We start from the raw sequence: 14,850 nt of genomic DNA, 5'->3' as shown, positions 1-14,850 counted from the left end.
GGGGAGTTCATTTTGTAATCAATCCTGGCCACGTTCCTTCATGGACCGGGAAAGGACCGTTTACAATTCTTTTCTTAACGTCGAATCTCAAATATTCATTGTTGGTCAGGAAGAAGTAGAAATAAGCGTTGAAGATCGAAAAATCGTTCAAGGCGGTCGTGATTATCCGGTCCTTGTAGTTTTCAAGTTCTTCCCATTCGGAGCCTTTGAATGGTTTGACTTTAGGTGGCCTTGGGGTTCTCGGGCTGTATTGGAAGTAGTGCCCGTCGTTAAGGAAAATCCAGTAAGTGTGCTTGGAGTCCGCCTTTTCATCCAGTATGACACCAACGATTTTGTTGAAAAAGTTCCCTAGAGGCCACCAGTCGGTATCTGAAAGACTTTTTTTGAATACGACCTTTGAATTGATCTGGGAATACTTGCAAGCCATCGGGGTGTCGCCGTCAAGGTAGAAGAACCAGACCATGTCTCCTCCGCCGGCGCTATGCCAGTCTGGGCTCGGGGTAGTGAATCCGAACCTCAGGTCTTTTACGTGCTGGCCGAAATCTCCCCAGTGACCAGCAACGGAAGTTGGGTAGCCTTCTTCAACGTGATTGTTTCCAAGATGGAAGCTGGAGTAGGTATCAGTGTCCTTGAAGAAGAAAAAAATACGATCAGGTCCATTGCGCCAGTCGACGGTGACGAAGTTTTTCATAAGGGTGCTCTCTTTGTTGTTTGGATATTGTTGGGTGTTGAGATGATTGTAATCGGGCTTGTTTGTAGTGCTTGTTTGGTGGATGGATAGTAGCGTTTGATATCGTGCTTTTAAAAGGTGCCTGGTTGACTGGTATGTTTCAGGTTAAAGCGGGTGTGGTTGTTTTTAGTGGGTGCTATTTACAGTTTTTATTATTTGTTTATGTTGTCTGGAGTTCAGGGTCGGTCCGTTCGCGCGAATACGCTTTGCGAGAATCGACGCCATCGTCATAATTTGATCTTAATCCTCACCTGTTTGACTCGCTTTTTTGCTCAGGGAGCGCCCCAATGCACGTACTGGTTTGCGAAGACGATGAGTTGATCGCCAGCGGCATCGTCGCCGGGCTGACGGCCCAGGGTTTGACGGTCGAACACGTCAACACCGCCTCCAAGGCCCGGGCGATCCTCAAGGTCGCCGAATTTGATGTGATGGTGCTCGACCTCGGTCTGCCGGACGAAGATGGGCTAAAACTGTTGCAGCAGCTGCGCCAGCAAGGCCTGGAAATTCCCGTACTGATCCTCACCGCACGGGATTCGGTCACCGACCGGGTCGACGGCCTGCAGTCCGGCGCCGACGATTATCTGCTCAAGCCGTTCGACCTGCGTGAATTGTTTGCCCGTCTGCAAACCCTGCTGCGTCGCGTGGCAGGGCGTAGCGTCAACCTGATCGAGCACGGCGCGCTGACCTACGACCCGAGCAGCCGTGAAACCACGCTGGCCGGCCGTTCGGTGGACCTGTCCCGCCGGGAACAATCCCTGCTGCAAGCCCTGCTGCACAACCGTGGCCGGGTGCTGTCCACCGAGCAGTTGAAGGACAGCGTCTACGGTTTCAGCGATGAACTGGAGAGCAACGCCCTCAACGTGCACATCCATCACCTGCGCAGCAAACTGGGCAAAGGCATCGTCGAAACCGTGCGTGGTCTCGGTTATCGCCTGGGCCCGGCCGATGGTGGAGAACCTGACAAGTGATGAGTCTGCGCCTGCGCCTGAGCCTGACCCTCGGCGCCGCGTTCGCGCTGATCTGGGCCCTGGCGGCCGCCTGGATGCTCAGCGACTTGCGCAACCAGATGATGTTTTCACTCGACCAGCGACTGGTGGCCTCGGCGCGAATGGTCGCCGGGCTGCTGGAGCAATTGCCGGCGATACCGAGCAAGGGCGAGGGCACCCATTTCAGTGCCGAACAACTGAACATTCCCGGTGGCATGGCCTGCCAGGTCAGCTCGTTGCGCGGGGAAATCCTCGCCCGCAGCCACAACAACCCGGAACAGGCACTGGAGGCGCAGAAAATGGGCTTCCACGACCAGATGATCGACGGCGCACCGTGGCGGACCTTCACCCTGGCCCGGGGCGATGTGCGGATCACCACCGCCGACCGGGTGATCGAGCGCGAAGCCTTGAACATGTCGATCCTGCTGGCGGCCTCGGTGCCGGTGGGTGTGGCGCTGCTCGGCTGTCTGTGTCTGCTGTGGCTGGGGATCGGTCAGGGGCTGGCGCCGCTCAATCGCTTGCGCGAAGCCTTGATGCGCCGCAACGCCGACTCCCTCGAGCCGTTGCAGTTGCAGTCATTCCCCAGCGAACTGAAACCGCTGCTGGAAACCCAGAATCAACTGTTCCAGCGCATCGGCAAGACCATCGAGCGCGAACGTCGCCTGACCGGTGACGCCGCCCATGAACTGCGCAGCCCACTGACGGCGATCAAGACCCACCTGCAAGTGGCGCGCATGACCGACGGCAGCGCCCGCGATCAGTCCCTGGCCCGGGCCGAGGAGGGTGCCGACCGCCTGCACCGAACCCTCGAGCAATTGCTGTTGCTGGCCCGGGTCGAGGGCAGTCTGTCCTTCGACGACGGCGTGCAGTGCAGCGCCGAGCAAGTGGCAAGACTGGCGATTCAGGACTCTGCCAGCGACGAACGTCAGAGAATCAAACTGCACCTGCCTGAAAAACTGTCCAGCGCACCGCTGCAAATGCCGGCGGTGCTGTCGATCGCGGCCTTGCGCAATCTGCTCGATAACGCCCTGCGCCATACCCCGACGGAAGGCGCCGTGGAACTGAGCCTGGAAACCATCGGCAACCGCGTGCGCTTCGTCGTTCGCGATCATGGGCCGGGGATTGCACCGGACGATCTGCAACATTTGACCCAACGCTTCTGGCGCAACGGCCAGAGCACCGGTTGCGGGCTGGGGCTGGCGATTGTCCAGGCGATTGTCCAGCGCTGTGCCTGCACCCTGCATTTCGACAGTCGCCCGGATGGCTTGCGGGTCGAGCTGACCATGCCGCTGCAACCGGCCTGAGCCCGGCACATCAAATGTAACCTCTCTCCATTGGTCATTCTCCGGCTGCGCCGCTATTGTCGCCCCAGCCTTTGACTCAATGGATTGAGGGAAACAGCGCCATGGATGCATCCATCTACATTTGCCCGGCCACTGCGGCCGATACCGGCATCATCAGCCGCATCGTCGAGCGTTCGATTCGCGTCGGTTGTGCGCTCGATCATCGTAACGATCCACACCTCGTAGACGCCTGGATTCGTCAGCAATCGACGGAACACATCAGCGCCTGGCTGGCCGACCCACAGCGCTACCTGAACATTGCGTTATTGCAGGACCGTCCGGTCGGTGTCGGCATGGCACTGGCCAATGGCGATATCACGCTGTGTCATGTGCAGCCGGAATGGTTTCGCCGGGGCGTCGGCCGGGCGCTGATGACTGACCTTGAAGGCTGGCTGCTGACTCGCGGCAGCGCCCGTTCCGTGCTCACCAGCACTCGCACCGGCGAGGCCTTCTACCGGCGTCTGGGTTATCGCGAATCGGCGCCGCCGCTCATTCGCCACGGCATGCGCAGCCTGCCGATGCACAAATCGCTGCCGCTGTCGGCATGACAACTCGCTCAAGGGTGTAAATCCTCAACGTGCTGGTGCGTTTCCAGAACAGGAAAACCTGCATGTGCGCCCCGGGACCGGAACGCGCACCTGTGCGGTGTGCAGTTTTGGTCACTATCCATAGCGAATTGAGGGGTCGAGAGATGTCAGTCGCCACCAGCCTTATCGAAGAGTCGTCGGCCCGGATCGCCTCCGCGCCGGCGGAAACGCTGTATCAGTTCAATGAATCGCCGCTGCTGGCCCGCCAGAGCCAGCAGGAATCCAATGCTCGCAGCTACCCACGACGCATTCCCCTGGCGCTGAAGCGTGCCAAGGGTCTGTACGTCGAGGACGTTGAAGGCCGCACCTTCATCGATTGCCTGGCCGGTGCCGGCACCCTGGCGCTGGGGCACAACCACCCGGTGGTGATCGAGGCCATCCAGCAAGTGCTGGCCGATGAATTGCCGCTGCACACCCTCGACCTGACCACGCCGGTGAAGGATCAATTCGTTCAGGATCTGTTCGGGTTGCTGCCGCCAGCATTGGCCAAGGAAGCGAAAATCCAGTTCTGCGGCCCGACCGGTACCGACGCCGTGGAAGCCGCGCTGAAACTGGTGCGTACCGCCACTGGCCGCAGCACCGTGCTGTCGTTCTCCGGCGGTTACCACGGCATGAGCCAGGGCGCGTTGAGCCTGATGGGCAGCCTGGGGCCGAAGAAACCGTTGGGCGCACTGCTCAGCAACGGCGTGCAGTTCATGCCGTTCCCGTATGACTACCGTTGTCCGTTCGGCCTCGGTGGCGCGGCGGGCGTGAAGGCCAACCTCAGTTACCTGGAAAACCTGCTCAACGATCCGGAGGCCGGCGTGCAACTGCCGGCGGCGGTGATCGTCGAGGCGGTGCAGGGCGAGGGCGGGGTGATCCCGGCGGACATCGAGTGGCTGCGCGGTCTGCGTCGTATCACCGAAAAGGCCGGCGTCGCGCTGATCGTCGACGAGATCCAGAGCGGTTTCGCCCGCACCGGCAAGATGTTTGCCTTCGAGCACGCCGGCATCACCCCGGACGTGGTGGTGCTGTCCAAAGCCATCGGCGGCAGCCTGCCGCTGGCGGTGGTGGTCTATCGCGACTGGCTCGACACCTGGCAGCCAGGCGCCCACGCCGGCACCTTCCGTGGCAATCAGATGGCGATGGCCGCCGGCTCCGCTGTGATGCGTTACCTGGTCGAGCACAAGGTCTGCGAGCACGCCGCTGCCATGGGCGAACGCCTGAGCGAGCATCTGCATATCCTGCAGCGTGACTTCCCGCAACTGGGCGACATTCGCGGTCGTGGCCTGATGCTCGGTGTCGAACTGGTGGATCCGAACGGTGCACCGGATGCTCTTGGTCATCCGCCAGCTTTCGCCCGACTGGCGCCGCTGGTACAGCGTGAATGCCTCAAGCGTGGCCTGATTCTGGAGTTGGGCGGACGTCATGGCGCGGTGGTGCGCTTCCTGCCGCCGCTGGTGATCACCGCCGCCGAAATCGACCGCGTCGCCGAGATCTTCGGTCGTGCGCTGAGCGCTGCGACTGCGGCCCTGTAAATTTTTCGCCGCGCCGAACGTTCCTTCTACATACCTGGCTGCACCCACCGTGCAGCCCACCCCTACAACGATGGAGACACAGCATGACGTCAGTATTCGACCGCGAGGACATCCTCTTTCAGGTCGTGGTCAACCACGAAGAGCAGTACTCGATCTGGCCGGATTACAAGGCCATCCCGGAAGGCTGGCGCACCGTGGGCAAGAGCGGCCTGAAGAAAGAATGCCTGGCCTACATCGAAGAAGTCTGGACCGACATGCGTCCGCTGAGCCTGCGCCAGAAGATGGAAGCGCAAGCGGCGGCACAGTAAGTCTTCTGCCAAAAAGAAACCCGCTGGACTGGAAACAGTCAGCGGGTTTTTTCATGTCCGGAGGTTCGGTGTTACGCGCCGCTCAAACCCTTGAGCAGCGCATCCACATTCCCTTCCAGCTCGGCCACTGGATCCGCCGCGTCGGTGCTCAGCACCAGCAGACGGCTGCCCGACTCGGCAATCGCTGCTTTCACCGCGTCCGACGGCTGCCGATGGTGCAATACCAACGCCACGTCGTTGTCCTTGAGCGTTGCAGTCAGTTTTTTCAGGTCTTCCGGCGTCCATTCGGCATCCGGTCGTGGATCCTGTCCGACCAACTCCAGATTCAGGCTGCCGATCAGATAGCCGAAGTGATCGCTCAGGCTCACCACGCTCAGATTGTCGGCACTGGCCAGGCGCGCTTCGCTGTCGGCACTGAGTTTCAGCAGGCGCTGTTTCAGCGCCGCCAGGTTGGCCTCGATCTTCGGCTTGTCCTTCGGCGCCAGGCGCACCAGATCCGCCGCCATCACATCCGCCATGCGTCCCATGTTGTTGCTGGCCAGCCACGGCTGGCTGTTCAGGCCGTCGACTTTCAGCCCCGGTTGCACGGCAATGCCGGGCAGGGCGCCGTCCACCGGGCGGGCGGCATCGACTTCGACGATGCGGATGTTGCTGCGTCGGGCGATCGGGTACAGCGGGTCATCGGCCCACAACGAGCGGACACCGATCACCGCATCGGCGTCGCTGGCCAGTTTGTCCAGTGCCGGCGCGCCGCGCCCGGTGAAGTAGGCGGACTGACGGCTGCCCGGCAGGTTCGCCGGTGCGGCGCGTTCGAGGCTGATGTCGGTACCTTTGAGCAGGACTTCGCCCAAACCATAGGTGATCGGCAGCGAGGCCAGCACGCGCACGGGTTTTTCGGCGGCCAGCAAAGGGCTGGAGACTGCGCCGCTGAGGGCGATGGCCAGGGCAAGTTGTCGCAATGAAAAAGACATTTATCCAAGGTTCCCTTTCAGACTGGGGACGACGCCCCGGGCAATGGCAGCGAGGGCGAAGCCGATACCGGCAACGAGGATGATCGCGGCGCCGGACGGAATCGGCAGGTCGAACACAATGGGCGCGAGAATCCCGCACAGCGTGCTGACCGTGGCGATCAGCACCGAACACCAGAAAAAGCCCTTGAGCGACTGGCTGAGCAGACGCGCGGCCGCTGCTGGAATCACCAGCAGGGCCCCGACCAGAATCGCGCCGATGACTTTCACTGCGGCGACGGTAATCAGGGTCACCAGAATCACGAACAGATAATCCAGGGTTTTCACGGCGACGCCGCGCACTGCCGCCAGTTGCGGGTTGAAACTCGCAAGCATGATGCGGTTGTACAGCGGCAGCGCCAGCGCCATCACCAGCGAGCCGACGATGGCCAGCACCGCCAGATCATTGCCGTTGACCGTCAGCACCGAGCCGAACAGTACGTTTTCTAGGATGTGCACGTTGATCTTGCCTGCGAGGATCAGCAGCAGACTGGCGCCCAAGGCGAGGGACACCGACAGGAACACGCCGATCAACGTGTCGGGTGCCAGGCCAGTACGGTTGCGCAGGTAATTGAGCAAAATGCCGAACAACAGGCAGTAGCCGAACAGGCTGCCGTACGGCCCGGTGTAGGGCTCGCCGAGCAGAATGCCGATGGCCACGCCGGTCAGTGCCGCGTGGCCGACCGCCTCGGAGAAGAACGCAAAGCGCTTGACCACCACCAGCGTGCCGAGGCCACCCAGCACCGGGCCGATCAACAGCCCGGCGAGTAGCGCATTGACCACAAAACCATAGGCCAGCGCTTCCGGCAGGTAACCGGAAGACGCCCAGCCCTGAACCATCAAACGAAAGGCTTCGTAACTCATCAGGCAGCGCTCCGTGGATGGGTCGAGAACAGGGTCAGCAGGCGTTCCGGGGTCAGCGCCTGCTGCGGCGTGGCGTCGAACAGCACCCGGCGGTTGAGGCCGGTGACGCGGTCGGCCAGACGCCCGACGGCTTCCAGATCGTGTTCGATCCACAGCACGGTGATGCCCGCCGCGCGCCAGTCGCCGAGCAGGCGTTCGAACACCTGGATTCCGGCTTCGTCGAGGGCCGACATCGGCTCATCCAGCACCAACAGTTGCGGGGCGGGGATCAGGCCTTGGGCGAGCAGCACCCGCTGGCGTTCACCACCGGACAGCGCGCCCATCCGGCGCTTGCGTTTGTCCTGCATGCCGACTCGCTCCAGGGCCTCACTGATGGCGCCGGCGTAGCGTTTGCTCAGGCCGAGAAACGCCGGGCGGCGCTGGCACATGGCAGCCATGAAATCGTCGACGGTCATCGGCAGACCCCGATCAAATTCCAGCGCCTGCGGCACATAGCCGATGGTGCCCGGCTCGTCGGGCCATTGCAGGCTGAGCCGGCCCTGATGGGGCATCTGCCCGAGCAGGGTCTTGATCAGCGAACTCTTGCCGCCACCGTTGGGGCCGACCAGCGCATGTACGTGGCCGGGCTGCACCGGAAGCTGACCTTGTCCAGAATCGTCGTGCGCCCCAGCGTCAGGCTGACCTCGGCAAATTCCAGGGTCGGGCCATTGCTGACAATTGAGAGGTTTTCCTGTGCCGTCATGCGCCGGACTCCTGAATCGCCCGAACCACGGTGTTGAGGTTGCCGGTCATTTCCTTTTCGTACTTGTCGGCGGTGTATTCGCCGTAGGAAATGTGCGACAGCGGGTACAGCTTCACACCGGATTCGCGCTGGATGGTCTCGACGTAAGTGGACGGGAAATCCATTTCCGAGAAGATCACCTTCACGTCCAGTTCGCGCAGTTGATCGATGGTTTTCTTCAACTGGCTCGGGCTTGGCTCGATGCCGTGGGCCGGCTCGACCACCGCCGTTACTTCCAGGCCGAACTCACGCAGCAGGTAGTCGTAAGCCGCGTGAACGGTGGCGACCCGCAGTTCGGCGTTCGGCGCCTGGGTCAGTTTGGCCAGGGCGTCGGCGCGCATCTGCCGCAGGCGTTTGCCGTAGGCGCGGGCGTTCTGGGTGTAGGTCCTGGCGTTGTCCGGATCGAGCTTGCCCAGTTCCCGGGCGATGTTGTTGACCTGAGCAATCGAGGCGCTGATCGACAGGAACGTGTGCGGATTCACCACTTTGCCGGCACCGCGCGCGGCGACTCCGGTGGCGGCCAGCAGCGGCACGTTCTCGTTGGCTTCGATGGTCTTGATGTCCGGCGTTTCGCTGGCGGCGATCATGCGATCCGCGAAGTCGTCATGGCCGACGCCGTTGAGCACGATCACGTCCAGCCCGCTGATGCGTTTGATGTCTTCGGCCCGGGGCTCGTAGGCGTGCGGGTTAAAACCGGCGGGAATCAGCGGCACGACATCGGCCTTGTCGCCGACGATGTTCGCCACATAGCTGTAATAAGGGTGCAGGGTTATACCGATGCGCAGGCGTTTGGCCGGGTCGGCGCTGGCCAGCGGGCTCAGCAGGCAGGCGCACAGACCGATCAGCAGCAGGCGCAGGAAGGGGCGGCGTTGAGATGAACTAGGCATGGGCAAACGGTCTTCTCTCGAATGAAGGCGAGGGTTCAATGACGATGTTCGCGGGTCACCCCGGCATCGAATTGCGCGACGATCTGTTTCCATCCGGCCGCGGTCAGTGCCGCATCGGACAGGTCTGTCGGCACTTGCAGATCGTCGGCGCGGTTGAGCCAGATGTCCGGCGCGGCGTCGTTCAGGCGCATCAGAAACGAACCGGCCACGGCCGGTGCCTGGCTGTGGCCGAAGTACGCGGTATTGGCCAGCAATTGCCAGGCATGACCGCCACGACTGACCGAACTGGCGTCCTGGGCGAACGGCGCGAAACCTTCATCCGCCAGGTTCTGCGGGGTTGGCAGCGCTTGCTGTTCCTCTCGCAACAGGTGGATTTCGTCGAGGGTCACCCGCAGGTCGGCGTAGATGCCTTGCTCGCTGGCGCCGAGGTCGCGGCGGGCGTCGAGCTGATGGCTGGAAACCGGCTCCGGTTCGTGGGAAACACCGCGCCACGCCACCACGGAACCGGCGACCGCGAGGATCAGCAGGCACATCAGCAGCACATTGAGGGTTTCATGGCCGGCGCCGGCAGGGCGCACGATTTGAGTGGTCGGCGTGGTCATGGGGCTTCGATATCCGCTTGGTCGATTTCGACCACATGGCCGGGGCCGGCGTCGAACAGCACGTAGAACTCGGCGCCGGGTTTCTTGAAGGTCAGGGTCGAATCGGCACCCAGCTTGCCCGGCACCAGAATGGTTTCGTCGTAACCGATCACGTCGAGGGTCACCCCCGGTGCGCCGCTGCCGTCAGAGAAACCGCCGGTGCATTTGATCTGCTCGGCATCGATCGCCTTGCACTCGCACATCGGGTTGTGGGCCATGGCGCTGACGCTGAAACCGGCACACAGCACCAGCAACGCGGCGTTCATGCTCAGGCGGGAAGCAATGCTCATGGTTTGGCTCCTTGTTTGTTCAGCCAGGCAAGGGTGGCGGGGGAGGCCTGGCTCAGCGGAATCGAGGCTTGGTGCATGCTGCCGTCCCAGCCTTCCATGGTGATCCACAGTTCGGCGTCGGCTTTGGTTTTCTCCGGCACCGGTAACTGGGTGCCCATGCGATACGGCGTGCCGAAGAAGATCGAACCGGCGGCCCGCAGGCTGCGCGGCTTGCCGATGCGCAGGTAGGTGGCCTTGACCGGTTCGATACAGGCATCGCACAGGGCAGCGTTGAAGCCTTTCAGATACCCCGCCGGGCCATCGGAGCGAGGGGCCTCGTCACGCAGTTCGGCCAGACGCAGGCTCCACGGCCCGACCTGGATTTCGCCGATCTCGCGCTCGCCCAGGCCGCTGTCGCCACGAAACAGCGCGGCGTCGGCAAAGTATTTGGGCATGAAGCCCAATGGGATCAGCAGCAACAGCACGTTGATATGGAAGCGCCATTTGTGCCAGATCACGCTCAGTCGCGATGGCTGAGCCACGGTGGTGGACTTGCTCACAGACTGGCCTCCGACGGTTCACGTTGGCGGGCCGGCTGCGCCTGCACGCGCTGTTTCTTGTTTTCGCGCTTGAGGGCGTTGGCGGTGGCCAGTGCGGTGCGTTTGGTCCAGATCAACAACCCGCTCAGCACCATCATGCTCAGCAGCAGGCCGAAGAAGAACCAGATCAGCTTGATCCACAGGCCGCCGAAATCACCGGTGTGCAACGGGCGCATGGATTCGGTGACGAATTCCAGCGACGTGCGATCGGACAGCAGCCGCGAAGCCGCCACGTCACCGCTGTACGGGTTGAGCGTGGCGGTCTGGTACATCAGCGGATACCAGCCGCGACCGCCGATATCCAGGTGTGCGTAGGCATTGCCCGGCAGGCTGATGAAACTGGCTTCCAGGCCGGGAATTTTCGTCTGGGCGATTTCGATGGCGCGGTCGAGGCTGATGCGCGGCGGCGGTGCGCCATCGGAGGACAGCGGCACGGCTTCCCGGGACATCGCCGGAATGATCGGCTCACTGGAAATGGAGATCTGGTTGTCCGATAGCAGCGCCTGGATCAGAAACCAGGTGCCGGTGATCGAAATCACCGCGATGAACCAGATCGACCAGATGCCGCTCAAGCGGTGGAAGTCGCCCCAGAAGATCCGTGCGCCGTGATTGAAACGCAGGGTCGGACGGAAAAAACCTTTCCAGAAGCGCTTGTACACCACCAGCCCGGTCACCAGCGACGCCAGCATCGGCAGGCCGAGGAACGACACCAGATACCAGCCCCAACTGTAGCCGTTGGTGAACGGCACCAACCACCAGCCGTGCAATGCGCGGGTGAAAGCCTTGAAGTTGAAGCTCGGAGCGGTGCCCTGGATCACCCCGGTGTACGGGTTGACGTAGACCGTCAGTGAACGGCCGTCGGGGTAGCTGACGTCGACGTCGAGGGCAAAGTGCGATTCGTCCGGGCGGTTGATGCTCTGCACCAGCGTCTGCGGTTCGGCTTTTTTGATTTCGGCGAGGATCTGGTCGTAACTCAGGCGCGGTGCGTCGTCCGAAGGAGCACTGGCGCGCATCTGCGGGTTGGCCAGCCAGACGATTTCCTGGCTGACGACCGCCAGGGTGCCGGTGACGCAGACAATCAGAACAAAAAACCAGATCGGCAACGCCAACCAGCTGTGTATGAGGAACCACAGTTTCGAGCGGGATTTCTTCGACATGATGACGGGTCTTGATTCAGTGAGGGGGCTCGGCGCTACGGGCTTCGCAGCACGGGAGTCCCTGAAGGGCCGGTCGTGGCTTTTGCCTACGCGACTGGCCCGCATCTCTATAAGACGGATGACCGAAGCAAATCCCGATGAAGGATATGAAAGTAAATGTTTCGCGACTGCAATCTCATCACGACACCTGTTGGAGTCGTGATGAGCGGATGGGCGGGATGGCTCAGCGCAGGAACGGCAGCGCTTCGGCGAGCAACAGCTCGGGCACTTCTTCAGCGAGGTAATGCCCGGCGGGCAAGGACTTGCCGCGCACGTCGGTGGCCACCTGCTGCCATTCTCTGAGTGGATCGAAGCAACGACCGACCGTGCCTTCGGCGCCCCACAGCACCAGCAGCGGCAGGCTCAGATGATGGTTAGCCGCGAGGTCGGCCCGGTCATGTTCCAGATCGATATCGGCACTGGCCCGATAGTCCTCGCAGATCCCACGGGCGCTGCCGGGCAGGCTCAGGCAGCGCAGGTATTCAGCGAACGCTTCATCAGTGAACGGCTTGAGCCCGGCGCTGCGGCTGCCCATGACGCTGCGCAGATAGCCTTCGGGATCGGCCTCGATCAGGGTTTCCGGCAGCGGCGCCGGGCGGATCAGGAAAAACCAGTGCCAGTAGGCCCGGGCGAAGGCTTCGTTGGTCTGGCTGTACATTGCCAGGGTCGGCGCGATGTCCAGCAGGACCATGCGCTGCACGACAGCAGGGTGATCGAGGGCCAGACGATGGGCGACCCGGGCGCCACGATCATGGGCGAGGATCGAAAACTCCGTAAAGCCCAGCGCCTTCATCAGCTCCACGCCGTCGCGGGCCATTTCCCGTTTGGAATAGTGGGCGTGCCGCTCATCGGCCGGTGGTCGGCTGCTGTCGCCGTAACCGCGCAGGTCGGCAGCGACCACGGTGAAATGCTCGGCCAGTTGCTCGGCGACCTTGTGCCAGATGACGTGGGTCTGCGGGTGCCCGTGCAACAGCAGCAGGCCCGGGCCGCTGCCGCCGAGGCGATAAGTGATGTCCACGCCATTGACGTGGCGCTGGTCTTTGACGAATCCGGCAAACATCGGGGGTGATCCTTTATTCAGGCGGTTGGCCTGCATCCTGAAATCGCCGGGAGTTCATGACAAGGCGTGAAGCGTGGTTCGACGGTTCATGAATCGTGTTCACCCATCCCCGCGCGCGGCGCGGGAATGGAGAATCGTCGTTACTGAGCCTGCTGAAACATTTCCTTCGCCCGCTGTTCGATCTGCTCCTGGGTCAGGTCTTCCTTGCGCGTGGCCAGGAACCACAGATGCCCGTAGGGATCCTTCAACGTACCGCTGCGATCCCCGTAAAACTGATCCTTGACCTCGGACACTGCCTTCGCCCCAGCATCCAGTGCACGCTGGAACGACTTGTCGACATCGGTCACGTACAGATGCAGACCGACGGACACGGCACTGTCCGGGTTGCTCAATGGTCCCTGGTCGCAGGGTGTGCCCAGCATGATCGCGCTGTCGCCGATGCGCAGTTCGCAGTGGCCGACGCGACCGTCAGGCATGCTCAGGCGCATGACTTCGGTGGCACCAAACGCCTTTTTATAGAAATCGATGGCCTCGGCGGCCTTATGGATGCCGAGATACGGGGTCACGCTGTGGTACCCCTCCGGGATGGGTTGGACGCTCATGGCGGTACTCCTTTTTTTATGAGTGACTGAAGGTTTGCCTTCGCCGGGGTTGCCGGTCGCTCAACTATAGATCCGTCGTGCAGCCATGAACGAGTAGCCGACGAGCAGTGTTCAGCCATCGACAGCGAAGCAACAGAATGCGCGGGTTTTTATCGCCAGGATCTGTTGATAGCCGTTGAAAGCCGCGTCAGATAAGGGCTGCAAGTCAGGCACAGAAGCTGCAATGACCCGGTACAACACCGATACCGAGAGTCATCCATGTCTGAATCTGCCGTTTATCCGATCAACCCGCCGGCCGCCCATCGGATCGCCGACGACGCCGAAGCCTTGCGCGTGGCCGAACAGGTTGCCGCCGTTTTGCAGGAGCACGCCGCCGAGCGTGACCGCCACCGTGAAGTACCTGCCGAAATCGTCGATCTGTATTCCAACAGTGGCCTGTGGGGCATCACCGTACCGAAGGAATACGGCGGCGCGCAGGTGTCGTGTGCGGTGCTGGCGCAGGTGATCGCGATCATTTCCGCCGCCGATCCGTCCCTCGGGCAGATCCCGCAGAACCACTATTGCCTGCTTGAAGACATCCGACTGCAAGGCACGCCGGCGCAGCAGGCGCATTTTTTTGAGCTGGCGCTGCAAGGTCATCGTTTCGCCAATGCGCTGTCGGAAACCGGCGGCAAGAACGTGCAGGACATTCAGACCACGATCCGACGTTATGGCGACGGTTACGTGATCAACGGCCGCAAGGGTTACTGCACCGGTTCGCTGTACGCCCATTGGCTGGCGGTGCTGGCGCTGGATGAGGAACAGAAGGGTCAATTGGCTTTCGTCGAGCGCGGCACAAAAGGGCTGGTGATCGTCGACGACTGGGACAGCATCGGCCAGCGCACCACGTCCAGCGGCACCGTGCTGGCGGAAGATCTTCACGTGGTGCCGTTCAATCTGTTCCCGACGTATCGCTCCTACGAGAGCCCGACCCTGGCCGGGCCGTTCGCCCAGTTGACCACTGCTGCCATCGACGCCGGCATTGCCCGGGCTGCATTGCGCGACACCGTTGAATTCGTCCGCCAGTTCGCCCGGCCATGGATTGATGCCGGGGTGGACAAGGCCAGCGAAGATCCGCTGACGATCATTCAGATCGGCGCGCTGGAAATCCGTCTGGAAGCCGCCGAAGCCTTGCTCGAACGCGCCGGTTGGGCACTGGATGCCGCACGCCCGGCACCCGATGAAGACAACGTCGCGCTGGCGTCCCTGGCCGTGGCCAAGGCCAAAGTGCTGACCACCGAAATCGCCATCGAAGCCAGCAACAAGTTGTTCGAACTCGGTGGCACCCGCTCGACCCTGAAGAAGCACAACTTCGACCGCCACTGGCGCAACGCCCGGGTCCACACCCTGCATGACCCGGTGCGCTGGAAATACCACGTGGTCGGCAACTGGCTGCTCAACGGCGTCAAACCGCCGCGCCACGACTGGTCCTGA

The 14,850-nt window shown here is 62.0% G+C and carries 16 protein-coding genes and 1 pseudogene; 6 read left to right on the top strand and 11 right to left on the bottom strand.

The genetic code is table 11. The annotated features are described in order from the left end of the window. Positions 1 to 7 precede the first annotated feature (7 nt). On the bottom strand, positions 8 to 691 hold the full coding sequence (locus R1A29_RS19240; protein ID WP_438299261.1) for a hypothetical protein: 684 nt from the start codon (positions 689 to 691) through the stop codon (positions 8 to 10). Positions 692 to 1,017: 326 nt separating this feature from the next. Here R1A29_RS19240 and R1A29_RS19235 point away from each other — a divergent pair, with 326 nt between their 5' ends. The 5 genes from R1A29_RS19235 to R1A29_RS19215 all read left to right on the top strand — a co-directional run bounded on the left by R1A29_RS19235 (position 1,018) and on the right by R1A29_RS19215 (position 5,471). Beyond that, positions 1,018 to 1,698, top strand: a complete 681-nt coding sequence (locus tag R1A29_RS19235) for a response regulator (protein ID WP_114884486.1) — start codon at positions 1,018 to 1,020, stop codon at positions 1,696 to 1,698. Next, entirely contained in the window at positions 1,698 to 3,020 is a 1,323-nt protein-coding gene (locus R1A29_RS19230) for an ATP-binding protein (protein ID WP_085710707.1), read from the top strand. The genes R1A29_RS19235 and R1A29_RS19230 overlap by 1 nt, the downstream gene beginning before the upstream one ends. A 101-nt stretch (positions 3,021 to 3,121) precedes the next feature. After that, a complete protein-coding gene (locus R1A29_RS19225) occupies positions 3,122 to 3,607 on the top strand; it encodes a GNAT family N-acetyltransferase (protein WP_134827627.1) in 486 nt (161 codons plus the stop codon). Positions 3,608 to 3,750: 143 nt separating this feature from the next. Then, a complete protein-coding gene (locus tag R1A29_RS19220; RefSeq protein WP_192552118.1) occupies positions 3,751 to 5,163 on the top strand; it encodes an aspartate aminotransferase family protein in 1,413 nt (470 codons plus the stop codon). Positions 5,164 to 5,246: 83 nt separating this feature from the next. Further along, complete coding sequence (locus tag R1A29_RS19215; RefSeq protein WP_011335246.1) at positions 5,247 to 5,471, top strand: MbtH family protein; 225 nt, start codon at positions 5,247 to 5,249, stop codon at positions 5,469 to 5,471. A 71-nt stretch (positions 5,472 to 5,542) separates the two neighbouring features. Here R1A29_RS19215 and R1A29_RS19210 read toward each other — a convergent pair whose 3' ends face one another. From R1A29_RS19210 to R1A29_RS19165, 10 genes and pseudogenes are all read right to left on the bottom strand, one after another. Then, entirely contained in the window at positions 5,543 to 6,442 is a 900-nt protein-coding gene (locus tag R1A29_RS19210) for a metal ABC transporter substrate-binding protein (RefSeq protein ID WP_438299260.1), read from the bottom strand. Next, positions 6,443 to 7,342, bottom strand: a complete 900-nt coding sequence (locus R1A29_RS19205; protein WP_114884478.1) for a metal ABC transporter permease — start codon at positions 7,340 to 7,342, stop codon at positions 6,443 to 6,445. Then, positions 7,342 to 8,084, bottom strand: a pseudogene (locus R1A29_RS19200) (metal ABC transporter ATP-binding protein). The gene R1A29_RS19205 and the pseudogene R1A29_RS19200 overlap by 1 nt, the downstream one beginning before the upstream one ends. Further along, complete coding sequence (locus R1A29_RS19195; RefSeq protein ID WP_114884475.1) at positions 8,081 to 9,010, bottom strand: metal ABC transporter substrate-binding protein; 930 nt, start codon at positions 9,008 to 9,010, stop codon at positions 8,081 to 8,083. The pseudogene R1A29_RS19200 and the gene R1A29_RS19195 overlap by 4 nt, the downstream one beginning before the upstream one ends. Positions 9,011 to 9,045: 35 nt before the next feature. Next, complete coding sequence (locus R1A29_RS19190) at positions 9,046 to 9,612, bottom strand: DUF6162 family protein (RefSeq protein WP_438299259.1); 567 nt, start codon at positions 9,610 to 9,612, stop codon at positions 9,046 to 9,048. Beyond that, on the bottom strand, positions 9,609 to 9,941 hold the full coding sequence (locus R1A29_RS19185) for a hypothetical protein (RefSeq protein WP_438299258.1): 333 nt from the start codon (positions 9,939 to 9,941) through the stop codon (positions 9,609 to 9,611). Before R1A29_RS19185 ends, R1A29_RS19190 begins: the two co-directional genes overlap by 4 nt. Beyond that, positions 9,938 to 10,480, bottom strand: coding sequence for a thiamine pyrophosphate-binding protein (locus tag R1A29_RS19180; RefSeq protein ID WP_438299257.1), 543 nt, complete (start codon positions 10,478 to 10,480; stop codon positions 9,938 to 9,940). Before R1A29_RS19180 ends, R1A29_RS19185 begins: the two co-directional genes overlap by 4 nt. Next, positions 10,477 to 11,676 carry a PepSY-associated TM helix domain-containing protein gene (locus tag R1A29_RS19175; protein WP_438299256.1) on the bottom strand — a complete coding sequence of 400 codons (1,200 nt, stop codon included), beginning with the start codon at positions 11,674 to 11,676 and terminating at the stop codon, positions 10,477 to 10,479. Before R1A29_RS19175 ends, R1A29_RS19180 begins: the two co-directional genes overlap by 4 nt. Positions 11,677 to 11,899: 223 nt before the next feature. After that, positions 11,900 to 12,775: an alpha/beta fold hydrolase gene (locus R1A29_RS19170; RefSeq protein ID WP_438299255.1), complete on the bottom strand. Its 876-nt coding sequence runs from the start codon at positions 12,773 to 12,775 to the stop codon at positions 11,900 to 11,902. A gap of 140 nt (positions 12,776 to 12,915) precedes the next feature. Beyond that, positions 12,916 to 13,377 carry a VOC family protein gene (locus R1A29_RS19165; protein ID WP_085710695.1) on the bottom strand — a complete coding sequence of 154 codons (462 nt, stop codon included), beginning with the start codon at positions 13,375 to 13,377 and terminating at the stop codon, positions 12,916 to 12,918. Positions 13,378 to 13,635: 258 nt separating this feature from the next. On the opposite strand from R1A29_RS19165, the gene R1A29_RS19160 reads away from it, so the two are divergent. Beyond that, positions 13,636 to 14,850, top strand: a complete 1,215-nt coding sequence (locus R1A29_RS19160) for an SfnB family sulfur acquisition oxidoreductase (protein ID WP_438299252.1) — start codon at positions 13,636 to 13,638, stop codon at positions 14,848 to 14,850.

Source organism: Pseudomonas sp. NMS19W (assembly GCF_051554255.1).
In the GTDB taxonomy this organism is placed as follows: domain Bacteria; phylum Pseudomonadota; class Gammaproteobacteria; order Pseudomonadales; family Pseudomonadaceae; genus Aquipseudomonas; species Aquipseudomonas kribbensis.
This window is presented reverse-complemented; position numbering and strand designations above follow the sequence as displayed.